Source organism: Arthrobacter sp. StoSoilB22, from assembly GCF_019977315.1.
GTDB lineage: Bacteria > Actinomycetota > Actinomycetes > Actinomycetales > Micrococcaceae > Arthrobacter.
Map to the genome: position 1 here is coordinate 1,765,772 of NZ_AP024652.1, position 23,961 is coordinate 1,789,732.

Below are 23,961 nucleotides of genomic sequence, written 5' to 3' on the forward strand. Positions count from 1 at the left end.
ACCGAGATGATTGCACTTACTGCGGCGGAGATCGCCGACATCACCCATGGCCGATTGACCGGAGATCCGGACATCGTCCCCACCTCCGTCGTCACTGATTCCCGGGAAGCGACGCCCGGATCGTTGTATGTGGCCAAACCCGGCGAGCACGCTGATGGGCATGACTTCGTCGATGCCGCATTCGAACGCGGTGCCGTCCTGGTTCTCGCCGAACGTGAAGTGACCGACGCCGACGGCCGCCCTTATCCCGCCGTCGTGGTTAACGACGCTGTGGTGGCCATGGGCGAGCTGGCAGCGGAATCTGTCAGCCGCATCCGCGCTGAGCGTAAGAGCCTCGGCGAGGACTTCACCGTCATAGGGATCACCGGTTCTGCGGGCAAAACCACCACCAAGGACCTCCTTGCCGGTGTATTGTCCACCGCCGGTGCCACGGTGGCGCCGCAAGGCTCCTACAACGGCGAGGTAGGTGTGCCGCTGACGGTCTTTGCCGCGGACGCCGGAACCCGCTTCCTGGTGATCGAGATGGGCGCTACCGGCCTGGGCCACATCAAGTACCTGGCCGAGATGGTCAAGCCGGACATCGGTGTGGTTCTGGTGGTTGGCACGGCCCACGCCGGTGAATTCGGAGGCGTTGAGAACATCGCCAAGACCAAGGGCGAATTGGTGGAAGCACTGGGGGAGCGCGGCACGGCTGTGATCAACCTCGATGATGGCCGCGTCTCTGCCATGCGCACCCGGACCAAGGCCAAAGTGTTGGGCTTCACGGCCTCGCCGGCCACCACTGAAGAAGTGGAAGCGCGCAACGTTGTGGTCAATGAGCAAGGCTTTCCTGATTTTGATTTGGTGCTGCCCGACGGCGGCCCGGCCGTTGAGGTGCGAAGCCGCCTGATCGGTGGTCACCATGTCACCAATCTGTTGGCAGCAGCCGCCGCCGCGTTCGCCGCAGGCATCCCGGCCGCTGACATCGCATCCTCGCTCAGCTCCCAGTCCGCAGCCAGCCGCTGGCGGATGGAACGGACTGAACGTGAAGACGGCGTCACCATCATCAACGATGCTTATAACGCCAACCCCGAATCGATGCGGGCTGCCCTGCGCACGCTGGCGGATCTGGGACAAGGCAGAAGGACGTGGGCAGTTCTGGGAGCCATGCTCGAGCTGGGCGAGGACTCCATCCGTGAACACACTGCAGTGGGCACCCAAGTGGTCCGCCTGAACATTTCCAGGCTGGTGGTGGTGGGCCGTGAAGCCCGTGCGCTCTACGTCTCCGCCATCCAGGAAGGCTCCTGGGGTGACGAATGTTCCTTCACCGAGACAGTGGAAGAAGCCTACGAGCTCCTTCAAAATGAGCTGGAGCCCGGCGACCTGGTGCTCTTCAAGTCCTCCAACGGTGTGGGCCTTCGGCATTTGGGTGATCGGATAGCATTACCTCCACGGGCCGAGCCCACCGGAGACAACGCGGATGAAGCTGCCGCAAGCGAAGGGAACGAGCTGCTGTGATTGCACTTTTGATCGGCGCTGGCGTCGCCCTTCTGGTGGCCCTGATCGGGACGCCCCTGTTTATCAAGTTCCTTGTGGCCAAGAGCTACGGACAATTCATCCGGGACGACGGACCGACGTCCCACCACACCAAGCGCGGCACGCCCACCATGGGCGGAACCGTAGTGGTGGCCGCGGTACTGATCAGTTACTTCGTGACACACCTGATCATGTGGATCATGAATCCGGCCTCCGCCGGCCCCTCGGCATCTGGACTGCTGCTGCTGTTCCTCATGGTGGGTATGGGTTTTGTTGGCTTCCTAGATGACTTCATCAAGATTTCCAACAAGCGCAGCCTTGGCCTGAACGCACGCGCCAAATTGATCCTGCAGGCAGCTGTGGGCATCATCTTTGCGGTGTTGGTCCTTCAGTTCCCCAACGAGGACGGCCTGCGGCCCGCATCCACGCAAATTTCCCTGGTGCGCGACATTCCGTGGCTGGACCTCGCGTTCGGCGGGACAGTAGTGGGCGCCATCCTGTTTGTGCTCTGGTCCAACTTGATCATCACCGCAGCTACCAACGGCGTTAACCTGACCGACGGCCTGGACGGCCTGGCTGCCGGAGCGTCCATCATGGTCTTCGGCGCTTACACCATCATGGGAATTTGGCAGAACAACCAGGCCTGCGGCTCACCACGGGAAGCCGGCAGCGGTTGCTATCAGGTCCGGGACCCCATGGACCTCGCCCTGTTGGCCGCGATTCTGAGTGCCGCCTTGGTGGGATTCCTGTGGTGGAATACCTCACCTGCCAAGATCTTCATGGGTGACACAGGTTCCTTGGCCATTGGTGGTGCCGTTGCGGCGTTCGCTATCCTCTCACGCACCGAACTCCTGCTTGCGTTCATTGGCGGGCTCTTTGTACTCATTACCTTGTCCGTCATCATCCAAGTGGGCTTCTTCAAGCTGAGCGGCGGGAAACGCGTCTTCAAGATGGCTCCGCTGCAACACCACTTTGAATTGAAGGGCTGGGCAGAAGTTACGGTGGTGGTCCGGTTCTGGATTCTCGCCGGGCTCTTTGTGGCTGCGGGCCTTGGAATTTTCTACGCTGAATGGGTGGTGCTGCTGTGAACGAAAGCCCGGAAACTCTGTCATCGAACGCTGAGAGGCTCAGCACACTGACCAGCTGGGATGCCGACTGGTCAGGTCTGCGCGTTGTGGTGACAGGTATAGGTGTCTCCGGCTTCGCTGCAGCCGACACACTCATCGAACTCGGCGCAAAAGTTGTTGTGGTTGACGCAGCCACCAGCGCCAAGGCCAAGGCCCAGGCCGACACCCTCAAGATCGTGGGCGCGGTTGACGTGCTGTTGGGGGAGGAAGCCGTGACGGCTCTCCCGTTGATCGACGGAAGTTTGCCGGACCTCGTGGTCACGTCGCCAGGATGGCGCCCGGATCAGGCCCTGCTTGCCGCGGCCAAGCGCAAGCACATCCAAGTCTGGGGCGACGTCGAACTCGCTTGGAGGCTGAGGGAGCGGGCAGGGCGCAAGACCGCGGACTGGCTGACGATTACCGGTACCAACGGCAAGACCACCACGGTTGGCATGGCCGAATCCATGCTGCAGGCGGCCGGGCTCAAAGCAATCGCCGTGGGAAACGTCGGCACCCCTATTCTTGACGCACTCCGGGATCCGGTGGACTACGATGCTTTCGCTGTTGAGCTCTCCAGCTTCCAGCTGCATTGGAGCCACTCGTTGTCTCCTGTAGCGAGCGTCTGCCTGAACGTTGCCGAGGACCATGTTGATTGGCATGGATCCTACGCCTCCTACCTCGCGGACAAAGCCAAGGTGTACGAGAACACCCAAAAGGCGGCGATCTACAACGCCGAACAGATTGAAACTGAACGTATGGTGGAAAACGCCGACGTCGTTGAGGGATGCCGGGCCATCGGTTTCACCACCAACACGCCGGCCATCAGCATGGTGGGCGTGGTGGATGGCCTCCTTGTTGACCGGGCCTTTATTGCCGAACGCAAAGACTCTGCCGCGGAACTTGCCTCAATGTCCGATCTTGGCCCGGTGGCACCCCGCCACATGGTGGCCAATGCCCTTGCGGCGGCGGCCCTGGTGCGGGCCTACGGAGTTGATGCCGCATCCGTGAAACAAGGCATCCTCAATTACCTGCCAGGTGCCCACCGCATCCAGTTGGTGGCGAACCACAAAGACGTCTTGTGGATCAACGACTCCAAAGCAACCAACCCGCACGCAGCCTCCGCGGCACTCTCGGCTTTCCAGAAGGTTGTATGGATTGCCGGCGGGTTGTCCAAGGGCGTCAACTACGACGACCTCGTCAAAGAGCACGCGCCCAGGCTCAAAGCCGTAGTCCTTATCGGAACTGATACTGAGGCACTGGAGGGTGCCCTCCAGCGACACGCACCCGATGTCCCCGTTATCACGCCATCCAGGAGCGACACTGAAGGAGTGCAGACCGCAGCCGGAGACGCCGCTTCGCCCATTTATGGTGAGACCGTCATGGCCCGGGCCGTAGCATCGGCGGCCGGAGTGGCAACGCCCGGCGATACTGTGCTGATGGCACCGGCGGCTGCATCCATGGATCAGTTCTCTTCCTACGCTCACCGTGGCGACGCTTTCGTCCTGGCAGTTCGCGAGCTTGTGGAAGGGCAGGCACCGACCACCGAGGAGTAACAATGGTCAGCACGCCCACCCGCACCCGCGGCAAAGAACCCCGGGACGGGAAGCCCAAGCCGGCATCAGGTGACGGCAGCCGCCCCTCAGGGCTCCGCGGACACCTGCGTGGCTTTTGGGAGAGCCTTGAAGGAAAGAGCAAGGCACCTAACAGCTCCACCTACTATCTGATTCTCGGCTGTGCCCTCGCGTTGACGGCGATCGGGATCATGATGGTGTTGTCCGCGTCAAGCGTTGAAGCCATTTCCGAGGGCAAGTCGCCGTATGCTGATGCCCTCAAACAGGCGCTCTTCGGTGTGGTTGGACTCATCGCCATGTACGTCATTTCGCGGACCAACGTGAACTGGATGAAGAAACTCTCCTGGTGGGCGCTGGGGGCCGTCATTGTGCTCCTTGCCTTGGTCCAGGTCATGGGCAACACCGTCAACGGCAACAAGAACTGGATCGACATTGGAGGTATCACCCTCCAGCCCTCGGAGATGGCCAAGCTAATCCTCTGCGTGTGGATTGCTGCCGTTCTGGCGCGGAAGCAGAAACTCCTTAACCGTTGGATGCACGTCATCATTCCGGTGGTTCCCGGTGCAGGACTCGTCATTGCCTTGGTGATGTTGGGCAACGACCTCGGAACTGTGATCGTCATCGCGGCCATTACCGCTGCCGGGCTGTATTTCGCCGGCGTTCCCGGCCGCATGCTGGCCATTGCCGGCGCGGTTGGCGCCCTAGGCGCCGTCCTGGGGACCATCAGCAGCCAAAACCGGATCTGCCGGATCACCTCGTGGTTGGGAACAGCCTCCACGCAGTGCACCGAGCAGTTTGACTTCGATTTCCAGTCAACCAATGGCATGTACGGCCTCGCACAGGGGAGCTGGACCGGATTGGGCCTTGGCCAAAGCCGGCAGAAGTACAACTGGCTGCCGGAGGCGCACAACGACTTCATCTTTGCCATTATTGGCGAGGAGCTGGGACTTGTTGGAACCATCGTGGTCCTGGTCCTGTTCGCCATCCTGGGTATCGCCATCTTCCGTGTAGTCGTGAGGCAGACCGACCCGTTCCAACGCACGCTGGCTGGTGGAATCATGGTGTGGCTGCTCGGCCAGGCGAGCATGAATATGGCGGTGGTGACCCAACTTCTTCCTGTGGTGGGGGTGCCCCTTCCGTTCATCTCCTATGGTGGCTCCGCGCTGATCATGTCCCTCTGCGGTGTGGGCGTAGTGTTGTCTTTGGCCCGCGGCCAATTGCCGGCGCAGCAGCGTTCAGGATTCTTCCCGCGCCTCATGTCCAAGACTGCACGAAAGCGTACCTAGCACTTCATGACTTTTGACTCCGCAAACGCGCCCAAGCCGTTGTCCGTCGTCCTTGCCGGCGGCGGGACAGCCGGTCACGTCAGCCCGCTGTTGGCGATTGCCGACGCCATCAAGGACAAACGTCCGGAGGCCGCCATCATGGCTGTAGGGACGCCGTCGGGCATGGAAACCCGTCTCGTCCCGGCGGCCGGGTACCAGCTCGCAACCATCGACCGTGTTCCCTTTCCGCGGCGGCCGTCAGCGGACCTCCTGAAGCTGCCCGCCCGCTTGAGCGGCGCGGTCCGGCAGGCCCGGCACATTTTGGAGGCCTCCGGCGCGGATGTTCTGGTGGGTGTGGGCGGGTACGTCTGCACGCCCATGTACCTTGCTGCACGCAAACTCCGGATCCCCATCGTCATCCACGAGGCCAACATGAAGGCCGGCCTGGCTAATCGCGTCGGCGCCCGGTTCAGCAAGCATGTTGCCGTGGCATTTGCCGGGACGCGCTTGAGGGGGGCCCGCCACGTGGGAATGCCCATGCGCCGGGCTATCTCGCAAGTGGACAGGGCTGTTGCGGCGCCTGCGGCAAAGGCCGCGCTGGGGCTTGATGCCCACCGTCCGGCCTTGATCGTCACAGGCGGCTCCTCAGGGGCGTTGAGCATCAATCGTGCCATCACCGCAGCTCTCCCCGCACTGGCCGCTGCCGGTATTCAGACCCTCCACATCACGGGCAAAGGCAAAGCCGTCAAGGATGACGACGGCGGACTCCTCGCCGCCGACGGCTACAGGCAGGTTGAGTACGTGGACGGCATGGAGAACGTCTACGCCGCTGCCGACGTCATTCTGGCCCGTGCCGGTGCCGGCACCGTCAGCGAGGTAGCGGCTGTGGGAGTCCCCGCAGTGTTCGTGCCCTTGCCCATCGGGAACGGAGAGCAGGCGCTGAACGCCGCCCCCTTGGTTGCCGCAGGCGGTGCACTGATGATCGATGACAAGGATCTCAGCCCGGAGTGGCTCCGGACCGAACTGATTCCGCTGCTGACAAACCGCAGCAAACTCAATGACATGGCTCGGAAATCCGAAGCACTTGGTATCAGAAACGCCGATCAGCGGATGGCTGATCTTGTCTTGGAAGCGGTATCCGCATGACCACCAGCATCGCCCGGCTCGAGTCCCTCGGACGCGTCCACTTCATTGGAATCGGCGGAGTGGGAATGTCCGCCGTCGCGCGCATTATGGTGGCGCGGGGCATCCCCGTCAGCGGCAGCGATGTCAAAGACCTGCCCGTGATGCGTGACCTCGCCGTGGCAGGTGCGCGTATTGCGGTCGGCTACGACGCCGGAAACCTGGGCGATGCCCAGACGGTCGTGGCTGGTTCAGCCATCCGGGACGACAACCCGGAGTTGGTGGCGGCGCGTCAGACCGGGTTGCCCGTGCTTCACCGTTCGGAAGCTTTGGCCGCCACCATGGCCGGGCACCGGGTTGTCACCGTGGCAGGTACCCACGGCAAATCCACTACTACGTCGATGGTTGCGGTACTCCTCAAGGAAGCCGGTCTGGATCCCTCCTTCGCGATCGGCGCGAACGTGCCGGCACTGGGCGTCAACGCAGCCCACGGTGAATCCGATATTTTCGTGGCAGAGGCCGATGAGTCGGATGGGTCATTCCTCAACTACCGTCCGTTGATTGCGGTGGTTACCAATGTCGAAGCGGATCACTTGGATCACTACGGAACACCGGAGGCCGTCTTCGCGTCCTTTGATGAGTTCGCCGCGCTCCTGCCTTCCAACGGCGTCCTGCTGGCATGCGCCGACGACGCCGGTGCCCTGGCCTTGGCGGAACGGACAGCCTCAAAGGGGATAACGCGCGTCCTGACGTACGGAACATCATCTGCTGCCGATGTCCGGCTTCATGACGGCGGTCCGGGCGATGTATCCGTTGCCCTGGGCGGAGCCGTCCATGGCCTTGAACTGCAAGTGCCGGGACGGCACAACGCCCTGAACGCCGCAGCGGCGTTCGCAGTCGCCGTCGAACTCGGCGTGGAACCGGGCGCTGCCGCGGCTGCGCTGGGCCACTTTACCGGTGCTTCACGTCGCTTTGAGTTCAAAGGCCAGGGCAGGGGAGTGCGGGTCTATGACGACTACGCCCACCATCCCACCGAGGTCCGCGCAGCATTATCGGCAGCGCGCTCAGTGGCAGCCGGCAAGAAGGTGCACGTCCTTTTCCAGCCGCACCTGTTTTCGCGGACCCGTGAGTTCGCCACGGAGTTCGCCGCTGCTTTGGACATGGCGGACACCGCATTGATTTTGGACATCTATCCTGCCCGCGAAGATCCCATCCCGGGGGTCACGAGCACGCTGATCACCGATCACTTGGTGAACGGCCGGCTCGTTTCAGCCGGTGAGGCCGTGGACGCCGTGGTGGACGCTGCAAGCGACGGCGACGTGGTCCTGACGGTCGGGGCCGGAGACGTCACTGCCTACGGGCCTGCCATCGTGGCGGCATTGGATGGCTAACACCCGGAAACCCACCTTCAAACCGGCCACGGAGCCGCGCCCCGGCAAGGCGGAGAGGTCCGGAGGTGACCCAATGGAGGTCATCAGTGCACAACGATCTGTTGACACTGACCTCAAGGCCCCGGTGGCGTCGGGTCGCCCCTCGAAGCCTGGCGGTGCCGCGAAGGCCGGCAAGGCGCCAGGGACTGACAACGTCATTGCTTTTCCTGAGCCCAGGAACCGACGTCAGCGGAGACTGGTGCTCTGGACGCTCTCGATGGTGGCTTTGGTGGTCGGATCCTTGATCGCAGGGGCCATCTTTTCTCCCGTGTTGGCAGTGCGCACCATAACCGTGGACGGAACATCGCTTGTGACGCCGGATGCGGTGCAAAAGGCGCTGTCAGGCTTGGAAGGCAAGCCGTTGCCGCAAGTCAGCGAACAGGAGATCAACGAGCTCCTGAAACCACTTGTCCAGGTCCGTTCGGCAACCATGGAAGCACGGCCGCCGTCCGAGTTGCTGGTGCACGTGGACGAGCGCGTTCCTGTGGCACTGCTCAAGCAGGGTGACAGCTACGTGATGGTGGATGTAGATGGCGTTCAACTCGGAGCGACGCAGGATTTGGCCGCCGTAGCCCTGCCGTTGATCGACGCTGGCGTGGGCACCACCAACACGGAGTTGTTCAAGGCGATTGCCGCTGTTCTGGACACCCTGCCCACGGACATCCTTGCCAGGATGTCTACCGCCTCTGCAGCCTCGCCCGACGCCGTTGAGCTGAAACTGGTGGACGGAAAGACGGTAGTCTGGGGCAATGCCGAGGACAGGGAACTGAAGGCCAAGGCACTCGAGGCGTTGCTGAGGATGCCGGCGGACCCAAAGGTCCCGGTCAGTATCTACGACGTCAGTGTTCCCCGGCATCCATTCACAAAATAGGCAGTATCGAGAACGTAACCTGCGGGCCGGCGGTGGCCTTATTTCACGGCAATCACACGACACGCGCAAGCGGAGATTGCATGTGGGAACCAGAGGAAATACCGTCGCAGTAGAGTTACTTGACATAACTATAACCTTCAACTAGAGGGTTAAGGTCCAAGGATTCAAGTTGGACTCGATCAGTTTCGCTATAGGACACAAGCAAGGGGCACGAAACGTGGCAGCACCGCAGAATTACTTGGCCGTCATCAAGGTCGTCGGCATCGGCGGCGGTGGCGTGAACGCAGTCAACCGTATGATCGAGGTCGGCCTTCGGGGCGTCGAGTTCATCGCCATCAACACCGACGCGCAGGCGCTGCTCATGAGCGACGCCGACGTCAAGCTCGACGTCGGACGTGAGCTCACCCGTGGCTTGGGTGCAGGAGCGAACCCGGAGGTCGGAAAGCAGGCAGCAGAAGACCACGCCGACGAGATCGAAGAAGTTCTCCGCGGTGCTGACATGGTCTTCGTCACGGCAGGCGAGGGCGGTGGCACCGGTACCGGTGGTGCTCCCGTGGTCGCGCGCATCGCCCGCTCCCTCGGTGCGCTGACCATCGGCGTCGTGACCCGACCCTTCACCTTCGAAGGCCGGCGCCGTGCAGGCTCTGCCGAGGCTGGAATTGACGCCCTCCGCGACGAAGTCGACACCCTGATTGTGATCCCGAACGATCGCCTTCTGTCCATCAGCGACCGCAATGTCTCCGTCCTGGACGCCTTCCGCTCTGCGGACCAGGTACTCCTGTCCGGTGTCCAAGGCATCACTGACCTCATTACCACTCCCGGCCTGATCAACCTTGACTTTGCTGACGTCAAGTCAGTCATGCAGGGCGCGGGGTCTGCCCTCATGGGCATCGGTTCCGCCCGTGGTGAAGACCGAGCCGTCAAGGCTGCGGAACTGGCCATCGCCTCGCCGCTCCTGGAGGCCTCCATTGACGGCGCCCACGGTGTCCTGCTGTCCATTCAGGGCGGCTCCGATCTGGGCCTGTTCGAAATCAATGAAGCCGCGCGCCTGGTGCAGGAAGTGGCCCACCCTGAAGCGAACATCATCTTTGGTGCCGTCATTGACGACGCCTTGGGAGATGAGGCTCGCGTGACAGTCATCGCAGCGGGCTTCGACGACGTCAAAGCAACCTCGCCTTCCATGGATCAGTCCCGTCCGGCCCAGAACCCGGTGCCTTCGGAAAGGCCTGCTGCTCCGAGCAGTGCGCCGTCCAACGCTGCAGCCCCGCAGCACGCCACGGCAGGTATCGGTGCTGCAGGCCTGAGCAACTGGGGCCAGCAGCGTCCGTCGGCCTTGCCTGCGGACTCCGGCTTTGACGTCGACCTCCCTGCAGTTGTTGAACCCGACCTTTCGGGCAGCCGCTCCGATGATCTCGACGTTCCTGACTTCCTGAAGTAAGCCGCGGTTCGAAAGAGTCAGTACCAGGTGTTTTGGTGGCGAAATGAAGTACGACCCGGCGTTTCTGTAGCCTTCACGGATACAGGCGCCGGGAACCTGGCTCTCCACGTACAGGACGACCCCACGGAAGTGATGGTTCGTCGTGCCCGGGTGGAACACACTCTCGGCTTGCGCCCGGACGGTTCGCGTACGTGCCAGTTCCAGTACATGAACCAGGTCCATGGAAATCATGTGGAGTTCATTGCAGCTCATGGACCTGGACCAACCGCTGATGCCATGGTCTCCGCTGCCCCTGTACCGTCTGGACAGCATGCAGTCTCCCACCCGCCTGCAATCCCCGGGCGATCAGCACAGCCTTTGGCCGTGATGGTGGCCGATTGTGTCCCGGTTCTGCTGGTTGGTAGCGACTCCAACAACAGCCCCGTTCTGGCCGCTGCCCATGCCGGGCGTCCCGGGGTCGCTTCAGCCGTGGTGCCCGCTACTGTCGCTGAAATGCGGCGTCGGGGAGCTGTTGATATCAGCGCTTGGCTCGGACCGTCCATTTGTGGCTCGTGTTACGAGGTCCCCGAACAGCTGCGTGCCGAGGTGGCAGAAAAAATACCTGAAGCGTGGTCCTCCACATCGTGGGGTACACCTGCCCTTGACCTTCCGGCGGGTGTACGCGCGCAGTTGCACTCACTGGATGTCCCCGTGGAGTACTCGGGGGAATGCACCCGTGAAAACGACTCCCTTTTCTCTTACCGGCGGGACTCCCGGACCGGTCGATTTGCAGGTTTGGTGTGGACGCATGACTAGCCTCAAAGACGGCAACCAACAACGGGAAGAATCATCAAGTGATCCCCGCACGGCTGAGCTGTCGGCCCGGCTGGAGGTGGTGCGGCAGCGGATTGACGTCGCTACCCGCACTGCAGGACGGCTTGACCTGCCGCGGTTGGTGGTGGTGACTAAATTCCATCCGGCGGCCGATGTTCGCCGCCTGGTGACACTTGGTGTCGAGGATGTCGGCGAGAACCGCGACCAGGAAGCGGCCTCCAAGACTGCTGAACTCTCCGGGATTGACGTCCGATGGCATTTCATCGGCCAGCTTCAGAGCAATAAGGCAAAGTCGGTGGTCAAGTATGCTGCCTCGGTCCAGTCTGTTGACCGCGTGCAGCTGGTTGATGCTCTGGCCAAGGCCGTCGCCAGGGAGAAGGATGCCACGGGGCGCAGCGATCTTGACTGTTTCATCCAAGTCAGCCTGGATGACGACGCCGGCGCACACCGGGGCGGCGCCACGCCCTCCGATGTTGAGATGCTCGCGGAAAGAATCGAGCTGGCGGACGGTCTGGTGTTGTCCGGACTGATGGCCGTGGCGCCTTTGGGGGCTGATCCGAATGTGGCCTTCGAGCGACTCGCGGGGATTTCCAAAGCGCTCCGCGCAGTGCATCCGGCCGCAACAGGTATATCCGCCGGCATGAGTCAGGACTTGGAAGCCGCCGTGAAGTTCGGAGCGACACACCTGAGAATTGGCTCCGATATTCTCGGTTCCCGTCCGGCCGTGGGGTAGCGTCAAAGTATTGGAATGACGGGCCGGGGTTCCAATATGTCAAGTCATGGCGGCCCGCCTACTGCAGAAACGATAGGAGTGCACCATGGCTGGCGCTCTGCGCAAGACAATGATCTATCTTGGGCTCGCCGACGGCGATGAACACTACGAATCTGAGCAGTCCGTCGCCACGCAGCACGATGAAGAACGCCCCCAGGCACAGGAACGGGAAGAGCGCCGTGCGCCCGCTCCCGTCCGGGAAGTTGTCCGTGAAATGCCCACTGTAGATGCCGAAGAGGAATACCGCGCACCCGTGACACCCATCAAGCGTGCGGCATCCAGCCGCGAAGATGCCTCGGGCCTGAGGCAGATCACCACCGTCCATCCTCGTTCGTACAACGACGCAAAGGTCATTGGCGAGAGCTTCCGGGATGGCATTCCGGTCATCATGAATGTCACTGACATGGGTGAGTCCGATGCCAAGCGGCTTGTGGACTTTTCCGCCGGCCTCGTCTTCGGCTTGCACGGCAGCATCGAGCGGGTGACCAACAAGGTCTTCCTGTTGTCGCCGTCGTACGTTGAGGTCATCGGGGACGACAAAAAGGCCAGCGAGACGCAGGCCAGCTTCTTCAACCAGAGCTGACAACAGTCTTTTGCAGATGCCAGGCGGGTCAACCCGCCTGGCATCTGTGTTGCAATAGTAGGGACCGATCGGCATTCCGGAACAAGTGGGAGATCTGAGCTAACTCGTGGGCATTGTTTTCGGCCTTATCTATATTGTGTTGTTGCTGTTCTTCATCGCCCTGATCATCCGACTCATCTTCGAATGGGTCCAGATGTTCGCCCGCCAGTGGCGGCCCAGGGGTGTGGCGTTGGTTACAGCTCATGTGGTCTACTCCGTCACTGATCCTCCCCTTAGCAGGCTCAGGAAGCTGATCCCGCCCCTCCAACTTGGCGGAATCTCCTTGGATCTTGGGTTCTTGATCCTGATTATTGCCGTCAGCATAGCCATGGCAGTGACCAACAGCCTGGCGTAGTTGCTCCGCGGAACCCGGGCCACCGATGGTCCATAGGCCGCAAATTCTCCAAATCAACACGATGGTGTTGAATTGGAGGAACAAGATGATATTTAGGTACCGTAGTTTTGAACGGCCGGAAGGCCTACTGACTAACTAGACCAACGAGGTGACCAGATGGCTTTGACGCCAGAAGACGTTGTCAACAAGCGCTTTCAGCCGACCAAGTTCCGCGAAGGCTACGACCAGGACGAGGTTGACGACTTCCTCGACGAGATCGTGGTGGAACTTCGCCGCTTGAACCAGGAAAACGACGAACTTCGCAAGAAGCTCGGCGAGGCCGGTTCGGCCGTTCCCGCTGCAACTGCTGCGGCTCCGGTCGTCGAGAAGGTTCCGGCCCCGGTCAAGGTTGACAAGGAAGCTGAGGCGAAGGCGGAAGCCGAAGCCAAGGCCGCAGAAGATGCCAAGAAGAAGGAAGCCGAGAAGGCAGCAGCCGCTGCTGCAGCTCCGAAGGCACCTGCTGCAAGCAATGGCGTCACCACGTCCGCTGAGTCCGCTGCAGGTCTGCTGGCCATGGCGCAGCAGATGCACGACAAGCACGTTTCCGACGGTGCGCAGCAGAAGGAAAAGATCATTGCCGAGGCTCAGATCGAGGCTTCCAGCCTCGTCAACGACGCCCAGGAGAAGTCCCGCAAGATCCTTGGTGCCCTTGAGCAGCAGCGCTCCGTTCTTGAGCGTAAGGTTGAGCAGCTCCGTGGTTTCGAGCGCGACTACCGTTCACGCCTGAAGGCTTACATCGAAGGTCAGCTCCGCGACCTTGACGCCCGTGGTTCCGTCGCTGCCCCTGAGGTTGGCGAAGCAACCGCTGACGTTTAGCAAGTATTCTGAAAGCCGGTGGCTGAGGACTCCTCGGCCGCCGGCTTTCTCTGTTAAGAGACCGACAGCAGCCCGCACGCTTCCCGAATGAAAGCACTATGACCGACGACTTCACCGCTGAGGCCACACAGCCGACGCCTGCCGGACGCCGTAAGTGGCGTCCTGCCATGCTCTGGCTTTTTGCCGGCTTCGCCGTGTTCGCCTACGTTTTTGACCAACTCACCAAACTTTGGGTCACCAGCACCATGACGGAGGGTGAGCGCATTCCGGTGCTGCCTCCGCTGCTGCACTGGTACTACATCCGCAACTCCGGGGCGGCATTTTCCATCGGCGAGAATGTGACGTGGGTTTTCACGATCGTCATGGCTGTGGTCTCTGTGGCGATTCTCTTTCAGCTGCGAAAGGTGGGCTCGGTCTGGTGGGCGCTATCCCTGGGACTGCTCTTTGGCGGTGCCCTCGGCAACCTGACCGACCGCTTGTTCCGCGAGCCGTCTTTCGCCATGGGACATGTGGTGGATTTCATTCAGCTGCCGAACTTCGCCATCTTCAACATCGCAGACTCGGCGGTGGTGTCCGGCGTCGTCATTATCTGCCTCCTGACCTTGCGGGGGGTTGGCATGGACGGAACCCGTCATGTGGCAGCGCCAAAGCCGGCCAAAGATGCCAAATCCGCCGGCGGCACCAACGGGGAGCCCGCTGGTGAGTAAATCCATAGTGGTTCCCGAGGAGCTGGCCGGGGCGCGAGTTGATGCCGGACTGGCACAGCTTCTGGACATTTCCCGCTCTGCTGCCGCGCTGCTGATTTCAGAAGGAAACGTCACCAGCGGCGGAGTTGCGCTGGGTAAATCGGCGAAGCTCGTTGCCGGTACATTGCTTGATGTCACGGTTCCCGAGCGGCCGGATCCCCTGGAAGTCGTGGAGGAAGTTGTGGAAGGCCTGAAGATCCTGTTGGACGACGACGAATTCGTTGTCATCGACAAACCGGTGGGGGTCGCAGCCCACCCTTCACCAGGCTGGGTGGGCCCCACAGTAGTGGGAGGCCTTGCCGGAGCAGGTTACAGGATTTCTACGTCGGGAGCGCCCGAGCGTGCGGGGATTGTTCACCGGCTGGATGTGGGGACATCCGGTGTCATGGTGGTGGCTAAGACCGAGAACGCTTACACGGTGCTGAAGAAGGCCTTCAAGGAACGCACCGTGGACAAGGTGTATCACGCAGTTGTTCAGGGACTGCCCGATCCTCTTCAGGGGACCATTGACGCCCCCATCGGACGGCATCCCGGCCACGACTGGCGGTTCGCCGTCATCGAGGACGGCCGACCCTCAGTGACCCACTATGAGGTCCTGGAAGCTTTTGGTAAGGCGACCCTGGTGGAAGTGCATCTGGAAACGGGGCGCACCCACCAGATCCGCGTCCACTTCTCAGCGCTGCGGCATCCTTGTGCCGGCGACCTCACCTACGGAGCGGACCCCCGCCTGGCTGCCACCCTTGGTCTCACCCGTCAGTGGCTGCACGCCCGTCAACTTGGATTTACCCATCCCCGCTCCGGCGATTGGGTGGAAGTCAGCAGCGAATATCCGGCGGACCTCCAGTACGCTCTGGATCTGCTGGCCACTGGCTCCGCATAGACGGATTTCACTGCCCGGGTCCGATTTCTGTATGACACGGGACGGTAGACTGTCGTGGTGACTTCCAGCAATGATTCGTTTGTCCACCTGCACACCCACACTGAGTACTCCATGCTGGATGGAGCTGCCCGGCTCGGTGAGCTTTTCGATGAAACCGAACGGCTGGGCATGCCGGCCCTGGCCACGACTGACCACGGATATTTGTTCGGGGCGTTCGACTTCTGGCGCAAAGCCACAGACAAGGGCATCAAGCCGATCATCGGCGTCGAAGCCTATGTAACACCCGGCACCGCCCGCGGGGACAAGGAGCGTGTGCGCTGGGGCGACGAAAGCCAGCGTAAGGACGATGTCTCCGGCGGTGGCTCGTACACCCATATGACGCTGCTGAGCTACAACAACGTGGGCATGAGGAACCTCTTCAGGGCTTCTTCGATTGCTTCCCTGGACTCTGTCTTTGGTAAGTGGCCGCGGCTGGACCGGGAACTGCTCAACACCTACTCCGAAGGCCTGATCGCCACCACCGGATGCCCGTCCGGAGAGGTCCAGACCAAGTTGCGCCTGGGGCAGTACCGCGAAGCCGTGGAGGCTGCAGCAGAGTTCCGCGACATCTTCGGAGCGGAGAACTATTTCTGCGAACTGATGGACCACGGGCTGGACATTGAACGGCGCGTCACCGGCGACCTCCTGCGCTTGGCCAAGGAACTCAACCTGCCACTGGTGGCCACCAATGACCTCCATTACACCCATGAGCACGATGCCAAGGCCCATGAAGCGTTGCTGGCGATTCAGTCCGGTTCCACGCTCCTGGAACCGACGTACGATAACGGCGGTTCCCGCTTTGCGTTCTCCGGTAGTGGCTATTACCTGAAATCTCCGCAGGAAATGCGGGAATTGTTCCGCGATCACCCTGAAGCCTGCGACAACACGCTGCTCATCGCCGAGCGTTGCGAAGTTTCCTTCAACACCGGCGCCAACTACATGCCGCGCTTCCCTTGTCCTCCCGGTGAAGACGAGACCTCCTGGTTGGTCAAGGAAGTGGACGCCGGTCTGAAGTACCGCTATCCCCAGGGCATTCCGGACAAGGTCCGCAAGCAAGCTGACTATGAGCTCGGTGTCATCACCTCCATGGGATTCCCCGGGTACTTCCTGGTGGTTGCCGACTTCATCAACTGGGCCAAGAACAATGGCATCCGGGTAGGTCCCGGCCGTGGTTCCGGTGCAGGATCCATGGTGGCCTACGCCATGCGCATCACCGACCTCGACCCGCTGCAGCACGGCCTGATCTTTGAACGCTTCCTCAACCCGGACCGCGTTTCCATGCCTGACTTCGACGTCGACTTCGATGATCGCCGCCGCTCCGAGGTGATCGACTACGTCACCAAGAAGTACGGCGACGAGCGCGTGGCCATGATCGTCACGTACGGAACCATCAAGACCAAGCAGGCGCTCAAGGACTCTTCCCGTGTGCTCGGCTATCCGTTCAGCATGGGCGAGACACTCACCAAGGCCCTTCCGCCTGCCGTCATGGCCAAGGACATTCCGCTGGCCGACATCCAGAACCCGGAGTCCAAGCGCTACAGCGAGGCAGGGGACTTCCGCCAGCTGATCGCTACCGATCCCGAGGCCGCCAAGGTCTTCGAGACCGCGCTGGGCATCGAGGGCCTGAAACGCCAGTGGGGTGTTCACGCCGCCGGCGTCATCATGTCCTCGGACCCCATCATCGACGTCATCCCCATCATGCGCCGTTTCCAGGACGGCCAGGTCATCACCCAGTTCGACTATCCGACCTCCGAGGGCCTCGGACTGATCAAGATGGACTTCCTGGGCCTGAGGAACCTGACGATCATTTCCGATGCCCTGGAAAACATCAAGATGAACCGCGGCGTTGACCTGGACCTGGAAAACCTGGAACTCGATGACGCTCCGTCCTACGAGCTCCTGGCCCGCGGTGACACCCTTGGTGTGTTCCAGCTCGACGGTGGACCCATGCGGTCCCTGCTCAAGCTGATGAAGCCTGACAACTTCGAAGATATCTCCGCAGTCCTTGCGCTGTACCGGCCTGGTCCCATGGGTGCCAACGCCCACACCGACTATGCTCTGCGCAAGAACGGGATTCAGGAAGTAATCCCCATCCACCCGGAACTGGAAGAACCGCTCAAGGAAATCCTGGGTGGAACCTTTGGCCTGATCGTGTACCAGGAACAGGTCATGGCTGTGGCGCAGAAGCTGGCCGGCTACTCTCTCGGCCAAGCAGACATCCTCCGTCGTGCCATGGGCAAGAAGAAGAAGTCCGAGCTGGACAAGCAGTTCGCCGGCTTCTCCCAAGGTATGCAGGACAACGGCTACTCCATGGCCGCTGTCAAGACGCTCTGGGACATTCTGCTCCCGTTCTCCGACTACGCCTTCAACAAGGCCCACTCGGCCGCGTACGGCGTGATCTCCTACTGGACGGCCTACCTGAAGGCGCACTACGCGCCGGAGTACATGGCGGCACTTCTGACGTCGGTGGGTGATGACAAGGACAAATCCGCCATCTACCTCAACGAGTGTCGTCGAATGGGCATCACGGTCCTGCCGCCGGATGTCAACGAATCATCGCTGAACTTCACCCCTGTGGGCACGGACATCCGCTTCGGTATGGGCGCCATTCGCAACGTGGGTGTCAACGTGGTGGATGCCATGGTGGCCGCCCGCACTTCCGAAGGAAAGTACACGTCCTTCAAGGACTTCCTCCTGAAGGTGCCGGCCGTGGTGTGCAACAAGCGCACCATCGAATCGCTGATCAAAGCCGGGGCCTTCGACTCGCTCGGCCATCACCGGCGGGCTCTGGCGATGATCCATGAAGAAGCCATAGATTCCGTGATCACGCTCAAGCGCAATGAGGCCATTGGCCAGTTCGATCTTTTCGCCGGCTTTGAAGACCAGGAGCCCGAGGCGTCGCTGACAACGGAAATCCCGGATCTGCCCGAGTGGGAAAAGAAGGACAAGCTGTCCTTCGAACGGGACATGCTGGGCCTTTATGTCTCAGACCATCCCCTGCAGGGATTGGAGGGCGTCCTCAGCCAGCACGCGGAACAGTCCATCACCTCGATCATCGCTGAGGACGGACCGCACGACGGCGCCATTGTCACCATTGCGGGCATGATCACCTCGCTGAGCCGCAGGATCGCCAAGGCCAGCGGAAACGCGTACGCCCGGGCAGAGATCGAGGACCTCGGCGCTTCCATGGAGGTCATGTTCTTCGGCCAGGTGTACGGGCCCATTGCCTCGGTCCTGGCCGAGGACTTGATTGTTGTTGTCAAGGGACGGTTGCAGCGCCGCGATGACGGTGCGGTCACCCTGAATTGCATGGAGCTTTCCGTCCCGGACCTCAGCGAAAGCGTGAACGGTCCGGTGGTTATCACCATTCCTACGTTCAAGGCCACCGAAGCAGTTGTGACAGACCTGCGGGATGTGCTGCGCACTCACCGCGGAAACTCGGAAGTCCGTCTCAAACTGATGGGCGATACGAAGGTGGAGGTTATGGGCTTGCCGGTCCATATGAGGGTTAACCCCAGCCCATCACTGTTCGGGGACCTCAAGGTGCTGCTGGGTCCGGCCTGCCTGGACAACTGATACACCTGCGCAACTGATACACCTGGATAACTGATACAGAGGTCCTGGCAAGGCTGGCCGCCGCAGGAATCCTCAGCCCTTAGATTTCGTAGTCGAGCGGGGCGGGCTTGCTGTAGGCGCCGCCGTGGTAGAGCAGGGGAGTGCCGTCCTGGCCCACTTGCCCATCAACCACCTCCACCACCACTACTGCGTTGTTCTCGAAGGACAGGCGCATTTGGATTCTGCCCACGAGCCAGCCGCTGACGTCCTTGAGAATGGGGACGTCGTGGGGGCCCGGCTCCCAGTGGTCGCCGTCGAACCGATCGCGGGTCCGAGCGAAGCGATTGGCGAGGGCTTGGTTTTCCAGCCCCAACATGTGAACTCCGATGTACTCCGCGTTGGCCACAGCCGGCCAGGAACTGGAGCTTCTGGCCATATTGAAGGTGAAGCGGGGCGGTTCGGCTGACAGGGAGGCCACGGACGTGGCAGTGAATCCAAACGGGCTTCCGTTCAGGTTCGCCGTGATGATTGCCACTCCGGCGGCATGCCGACGGAACATTTCCCGGAAGGTCTGATCGTAGCCGGATGGTTCGCTGGACACGTGGGTGTTCTCCTGGGCTGTGGCGGTGGTACTTCTCACCTTCAGGGTATTCCTCCCATCCGGCGAGCCCCACATTTTGTTGGGTAGGCGTGAGCCTTTGTTAAGGTGAGTTGCATGACCGAGCCCACCGCGCACGTCCCACCCGTTTCAGAACCGTTGCCCGCCACGAAACCCCGGCGGCCGAAGGATGTGCTGTGGCTGGTACTTCCGGCTGCTTTGGGCGTGGTGGCCGGGGTGGTCTGGTGGCTGTTGGCTCCGGGCGGGTTGAACCTGGTCTCGGGCAATCCGGATCTGGCCAATGCGGCCAATCCTGATTCCTGGCTTCCACGAGACTTGGTCCTCGGAGCCCTGATGTTGCTGGCAGGCTGCCTCACCGGCGTCATGCTTGACGGGAAGCTGCAGGGGGAGGGTTCGGGCAGACGCTTGACCTTTGCCCTTGTTGGCGGTGCTTTAGGGGCTCTTATCGCCTGGTTGGTCGGGCTACTGACGGGCCAGCTACTGGGTCCGGCCCCGGATCCGGCACTTGGCTCCGGGTTTGGTTTCACGCTTCGCTCCTATGCTGTGCTGGTCCTGTGGCCTGCTGCCATTGCCTTCATCACGTTCGTCCTGGCCCTGTTCGGGGTTCTGTCAAAGAAGCCCGTAAAATAGCCGGGTGACCACTTCTCCGGATACTTCCGCCCCTTCCACTGACGCCCTTGCCTTTCGGAGCATCGATTTCCGGGGCCGCCACCTCTCCCTGGCGGAGCTGCGTGCAGCGGTTCCCAGGGCGCAGCATCAGACCATGGCGGATGCGGAGCAGAAGGTCCTAAACATCATTTCCGATGTCCGAAGCCGTGGCTTTGCCGCCTTGGGTGAACTGGCCAGGAAATTCGACGGTGTGGAACAGTCCCACCCGCGGGTCCCGGCAGAGGCGCTCTCCAAGGCCCTGAACGAACTTGATCCGAAGGTTCGGGCCGCCTTGGAAGAATCCATCAACCGTGCACGGCAGTTTGCTGACCAGCAGCGCCCTGCCAACGTTGACGTTCAGCTTGGCGACGGCGCTGTTGTCAGCCAGAACTGGATTCCGGTGGGGCGCGTAGGGCTGTACGTTCCCGGCGGACTGGCCCCTCTGGCGTCATCGGTGATCATGAACGTGGTCCCCGCGGTTGCGGCGGGCGTCGAGTCCATTGCATTGGCATCCCCGCCGCAGAAAGACTTCGACGGACTTCCGCACCCCACCATCCTGGCCGCCGCGAAGCTCCTGGGCATCGATGAGGTGTACGCCATCGGTGGTGCACAGGCAATTGTTTCGTTTGCTTACGGCGTTCCGGGTACCGGAGGCGAGTTGCCCATTGAACCCGTTGACGTGGTCACTGGACCCGGCAACATCTTTGTGGCCACAGCCAAGCGGCTCGTGAAGGGCGTGGTGGGCATTGACTCGGAGGCCGGAACTACCGAGATCGCCATCCTCGCCGACTCCACTGCGCAGGCCCCCTTGGTGGCCGCTGATCTCATTAGCCAGGCCGAGCATGATCCCAAAGCAGCTTCCGTCCTGGTGACGGACTCCCCGGAGCTGGCCGACGCCGTCGTGCGTGAACTGGCCCGGCAAGCCTCTGCAACCAAGCACAGTTCCCGGGTCCTCGAGGCGTTGTCCGGACCGCAGTCCGGTGTGGTGCTGGTGGACGATCTTGAGCAGGGGATCGCAGTCTGCAACGCGTACGCCGCTGAGCACCTGGAAATCATGACGGCAGATGCGGCGGCAGTCGCATCGCGGATCCGTAACGCGGGGGCGATCTTCGTGGGCGACTTCAGCCCGGTAAGCCTGGGGGACTATTGCGCCGGTTCCAATCACGTACTGCCCACCAGCGGGACGGCGGCTTTCTCATCAGGACTCAATGTCACGACGTTCCTCCGTGCAGTTCAGGTCATCAATTATGACCGCGCCGCACTGGAGCAGGTCAGCGGACATATTGTGAGCTTGTCAGGTGCCGAAGACCTTCCCGGCCACGGAGACGCCGTCCGGATCCGCTTCACTGAGGGGTCGTAAGCAGTCTGAGAAGTCCTGAGAAGTCCTGACCAGCACCTAACTGACCACTACATATATGGGTACCCCGTACTACATGTAGTAGTTACACGCTTGTCATTACGGTGGGGCGGCCCGTAAACTGGTGCCGGAAGAGAATCTTCCGGCACTTTTGCGTATCCGGCGTCCTGCCGTTTCCGAGTCCGTGCCGGAGCTGTCAGGGGAGGCCCAGCGTGTATTGTCCGTTCTGCCGGAATCCCGACTCCCGCGTCGTTGACAGCCGCATGGCTGACGATGGCTCCGCTATTCGCCGCCGCCGCCAATGCCCTGAGTGCGGACGCCGCTTCACCACTGTGGAGACCACCAGCTTGTCCGTCATCAAGCGGTCCGGCGTTGGCGAACCATTCAGCCGGATCAAGGTCATCAGCGGAGTCCGCAAAGCATGCCAAGGGCGTCCGGTCACTGAAGACGATCTGGCGATGCTGGCTCAGGAAGTCGAGGAAAATATTCGTTCCTCGGGCGCGGCGGAGATCGATGCCCATGAGGTGGGCTTGGCGATTCTGGGCCCGCTGCGGAAGCTGGATGAAGTGGCGTACCTTCGTTTCGCGAGCGTCTATCAGGCGTTCGAGTCCTTGGAAGACTTTGAGTCGGCCATCTCGCTGCTGCGCCATGAGGCAGACGAAGCCAAGGCAGGCGCCAAAGAAGCCACGGGTTCGGAAAAGAGCCCGCTCTAACTCCGGTGGCGGCAGCGGAGGGGAAGCCGCAGCCGCCACCGGCACCAATCCGGGCCGGGCTGTCCCGGTCAGGCGCTAGCGTCCGCCAGATACGGGGAGCACAGCACCTGTAATGTAGCCAGCCCCATCCGACATCAGCCACATGACGGCCGCAGCCACCTCTTCCGGTTCGGCTCCGCGACCCATGGGAATGGTTGGGTTGAGCCTTTCCACCCGGTCCGGCATTCCGGCCGCTGCGTGGAGCCCGGTGTTCGTGCTGCCGGGGGCAACGGCGTTGACACGGATGCCCTGCTTGGCCACTTCTGCTGCCAGACCCACCGTCAGGACGTCAACGGCGCCCTTGGTGGCCGCGTAGTGGACCCAGGTCCCCGGTGAACCGGCTTTGGTGGCGGTGGACGAGATATTGATGATGGATCCGCCACTGCCGCCGTTGTGCGTTGTGAGCCTCCGGACTGCTTCCTGGCACATGAACATCATTCCGGAGATATTCACATCAACAACGCGCTGCACTACTGCTGCAGGGACGTCAGCCAGTGGACCAATCAGGTTGCCGGTGATGGCAGCGTTGTTGACGACGGCGGTGAGCGCACCGAAGCTGCCGGCGACGTCGAACAAACGCCCGACGTCGGCGGGCTGGCTGATATCGGCCTGCACGCTGACTGCCTTGCCGCCTTGAGCCAGGATGTCGTTGACCACTGACTCTGCGCCTTCGCTGTCTGCAGAGTAATTAATCACTACGAGGTAGCCGACGGCCGCCGCGGCCCGGGCCACGGCGGCACCGATCCCGCGGCTGGCGCCAGTGACAATCGCCACTCCGCGTTCGGTGGGCCGGGCAGCCGGCAGCTGTTCTGCCACGCTGGAACTACTTTGCGAGTTTGTGGTGCAAGGCGACTTCGAGCGCAGCACCCACGATCCCGGCGTCGTTCTTCAACTTTGCCGTGACGATTTTGGTCCGCAGGTCAAGATGCGGGAAGTACTCGTCGGAGCGCTTGGAAATGCCTCCGCCCACAATGAAGAGTTCGGGGGAGAAAAGGAACTCAACGTGCTGAAGGTAGCGGTTGAGAAGGACCCCGTATTCGTCCCAGCTGAGCCCATCGCGTTCCCGTGCCACGGCGGATGCCTTGGTCTCGGCGTCGTGTCCGTCAACCTCCAGGTGGCCGAGCTCGGCATTGGGGACCAACTGTCCGTTGAAGATGAAGGCCGATCCGATGCCGGTGCCCAGCGTGATCACCAGGACTGTGCCGTCCACGCCCTCGCCGGCTCCGTAGCGGGCTTCGGCGAGGCCCGCTGCGTCGGCATCATTGATGACCTCTACGGGGCGGCCGAGGCGCTTGGTGAACGTGGCATCGATGTCGGTGCTGAGCCAGGTCTTGTCCACGTTGGCCGCAGAGTTGACCACTCCGTGCTGGATGATGCCGGGGAAAGTGACACCCACCGGTGAGTCGGCCGCAGGAGCGTCGGGGCGGCTGGAGAGTTCCTCGACGATGTGGGCGACAACCTCGGCCACGGCCTCCGGAGTGGCGGGCTGCGGAGTGGGAACGCGGAAGCGGTCGCCAATCAGTTTGCCCTTCTTCAGGTCGACAATGCCGCCCTTGATGCCGGTGCCGCCGATGTCGATACCGATCAAAGGGGCGTTCTTGTGGTTCTTCTCATCCTTCTTGGACAATGC

At 61.8% G+C, this 23,961-nt stretch carries 22 protein-coding genes; 19 read left to right on the plus strand and 3 right to left on the minus strand.

Features of this window, described 5'->3' with window-relative positions:
• The first annotated feature begins 6 nt into the window (after positions 1–6).
• The 16 genes from LDN70_RS08340 (at position 7) to dnaE (ending at position 18,976) form a co-directional block, all read left to right on the plus strand.
• Positions 7–1,497: a UDP-N-acetylmuramoyl-tripeptide--D-alanyl-D-alanine ligase gene (locus LDN70_RS08340; protein WP_223942284.1), complete on the plus strand. Its 1,491-nt coding sequence runs from the start codon at positions 7–9 to the stop codon at positions 1,495–1,497.
• Positions 1,494–2,603: a phospho-N-acetylmuramoyl-pentapeptide-transferase gene (gene mraY / locus LDN70_RS08345; RefSeq protein ID WP_142939530.1), complete on the plus strand. Its 1,110-nt coding sequence runs from the start codon at positions 1,494–1,496 to the stop codon at positions 2,601–2,603. The genes LDN70_RS08340 and mraY overlap by 4 nt, the downstream gene beginning before the upstream one ends.
• Positions 2,585–4,174 carry a UDP-N-acetylmuramoyl-L-alanine--D-glutamate ligase gene (murD, locus tag LDN70_RS08350; RefSeq protein ID WP_223942285.1) on the plus strand — a complete coding sequence of 530 codons (1,590 nt, stop codon included), beginning with the start codon at positions 2,585–2,587 and terminating at the stop codon, positions 4,172–4,174. The genes mraY and murD overlap by 19 nt, the downstream gene beginning before the upstream one ends.
• A 2-nt stretch (positions 4,175–4,176) precedes the next feature.
• Positions 4,177–5,478 (plus strand): putative lipid II flippase FtsW, encoded by a 1,302-nt coding sequence (gene ftsW, locus LDN70_RS08355; RefSeq protein ID WP_142939528.1) that lies wholly within the window; start codon positions 4,177–4,179, stop codon positions 5,476–5,478.
• Between the two features lie 6 nt (positions 5,479–5,484).
• Positions 5,485–6,603 carry an undecaprenyldiphospho-muramoylpentapeptide beta-N-acetylglucosaminyltransferase gene (gene murG, locus LDN70_RS08360; protein ID WP_223942286.1) on the plus strand — a complete coding sequence of 373 codons (1,119 nt, stop codon included), beginning with the start codon at positions 5,485–5,487 and terminating at the stop codon, positions 6,601–6,603.
• Positions 6,600–7,970 (plus strand): UDP-N-acetylmuramate--L-alanine ligase, encoded by a 1,371-nt coding sequence (murC, locus tag LDN70_RS08365; protein ID WP_223942287.1) that lies wholly within the window; start codon positions 6,600–6,602, stop codon positions 7,968–7,970. Before murG ends, murC begins: the two co-directional genes overlap by 4 nt.
• Positions 7,963–8,880, plus strand: a complete 918-nt coding sequence (locus LDN70_RS08370) for a cell division protein FtsQ/DivIB (RefSeq protein ID WP_223942288.1) — start codon at positions 7,963–7,965, stop codon at positions 8,878–8,880. The genes murC and LDN70_RS08370 overlap by 8 nt, the downstream gene beginning before the upstream one ends.
• A gap of 217 nt (positions 8,881–9,097) precedes the next feature.
• Positions 9,098–10,318 (plus strand): cell division protein FtsZ, encoded by a 1,221-nt coding sequence (gene ftsZ, locus LDN70_RS08375; protein WP_024820475.1) that lies wholly within the window; start codon positions 9,098–9,100, stop codon positions 10,316–10,318.
• 27 nt (positions 10,319–10,345) lie between these two features.
• Positions 10,346–11,113 carry a purine nucleoside phosphorylase YfiH/LACC1 family protein gene (locus LDN70_RS08380; protein WP_223942289.1) on the plus strand — a complete coding sequence of 256 codons (768 nt, stop codon included), beginning with the start codon at positions 10,346–10,348 and terminating at the stop codon, positions 11,111–11,113.
• Entirely contained in the window at positions 11,106–11,864 is a 759-nt protein-coding gene (locus LDN70_RS08385) for a YggS family pyridoxal phosphate-dependent enzyme (protein WP_223942290.1), read from the plus strand. Before LDN70_RS08380 ends, LDN70_RS08385 begins: the two co-directional genes overlap by 8 nt.
• An 85-nt stretch (positions 11,865–11,949) precedes the next feature.
• Positions 11,950–12,486 (plus strand): cell division protein SepF, encoded by a 537-nt coding sequence (locus tag LDN70_RS08390; RefSeq protein ID WP_142939522.1) that lies wholly within the window; start codon positions 11,950–11,952, stop codon positions 12,484–12,486.
• 106 nt (positions 12,487–12,592) lie between these two features.
• Complete coding sequence (locus tag LDN70_RS08395) at positions 12,593–12,880, plus strand: YggT family protein (RefSeq protein ID WP_024820479.1); 288 nt, start codon at positions 12,593–12,595, stop codon at positions 12,878–12,880.
• A gap of 156 nt (positions 12,881–13,036) precedes the next feature.
• Positions 13,037–13,735 (plus strand): DivIVA domain-containing protein, encoded by a 699-nt coding sequence (locus tag LDN70_RS08400; RefSeq protein WP_142939521.1) that lies wholly within the window; start codon positions 13,037–13,039, stop codon positions 13,733–13,735.
• Between the two features lie 98 nt (positions 13,736–13,833).
• A complete protein-coding gene (gene lspA, locus LDN70_RS08405; protein WP_142939520.1) occupies positions 13,834–14,442 on the plus strand; it encodes a signal peptidase II in 609 nt (202 codons plus the stop codon).
• On the plus strand, positions 14,435–15,361 hold the full coding sequence (locus LDN70_RS08410) for an RluA family pseudouridine synthase (RefSeq protein WP_142939519.1): 927 nt from the start codon (positions 14,435–14,437) through the stop codon (positions 15,359–15,361). The genes lspA and LDN70_RS08410 overlap by 8 nt, the downstream gene beginning before the upstream one ends.
• A 57-nt stretch (positions 15,362–15,418) precedes the next feature.
• A complete protein-coding gene (dnaE, locus tag LDN70_RS08415) occupies positions 15,419–18,976 on the plus strand; it encodes a DNA polymerase III subunit alpha (RefSeq protein WP_142939518.1) in 3,558 nt (1,185 codons plus the stop codon).
• Between the two features lie 79 nt (positions 18,977–19,055).
• Here dnaE and LDN70_RS08420 read toward each other — a convergent pair whose 3' ends face one another.
• On the minus strand, positions 19,056–19,556 hold the full coding sequence (locus LDN70_RS08420; RefSeq protein WP_142939576.1) for a flavin reductase family protein: 501 nt from the start codon (positions 19,554–19,556) through the stop codon (positions 19,056–19,058).
• A 114-nt stretch (positions 19,557–19,670) separates the two neighbouring features.
• Here LDN70_RS08420 and LDN70_RS08425 point away from each other — a divergent pair, with 114 nt between their 5' ends.
• The 3 genes from LDN70_RS08425 (at position 19,671) to nrdR (ending at position 22,292) form a co-directional block, all read left to right on the plus strand.
• A complete protein-coding gene (locus LDN70_RS08425) occupies positions 19,671–20,204 on the plus strand; it encodes a hypothetical protein (protein ID WP_142939517.1) in 534 nt (177 codons plus the stop codon).
• 4 nt (positions 20,205–20,208) lie between these two features.
• Positions 20,209–21,582, plus strand: coding sequence for a histidinol dehydrogenase (gene hisD, locus LDN70_RS08430; protein WP_223942291.1), 1,374 nt, complete (start codon positions 20,209–20,211; stop codon positions 21,580–21,582).
• A 209-nt stretch (positions 21,583–21,791) separates the two neighbouring features.
• Entirely contained in the window at positions 21,792–22,292 is a 501-nt protein-coding gene (nrdR, locus tag LDN70_RS08435; protein WP_142939515.1) for a transcriptional regulator NrdR, read from the plus strand.
• 75 nt (positions 22,293–22,367) lie between these two features.
• Here the strand turns inward: nrdR and LDN70_RS08440 are convergent, their stop codons facing one another.
• On the minus strand, positions 22,368–23,147 hold the full coding sequence (locus LDN70_RS08440; RefSeq protein ID WP_223942292.1) for an SDR family oxidoreductase: 780 nt from the start codon (positions 23,145–23,147) through the stop codon (positions 22,368–22,370).
• Between the two features lie 7 nt (positions 23,148–23,154).
• A complete protein-coding gene (ppgK, locus tag LDN70_RS08445; RefSeq protein WP_142939574.1) occupies positions 23,155–23,958 on the minus strand; it encodes a polyphosphate--glucose phosphotransferase in 804 nt (267 codons plus the stop codon).
• Positions 23,959–23,961: the final 3 nt, after the last annotated feature.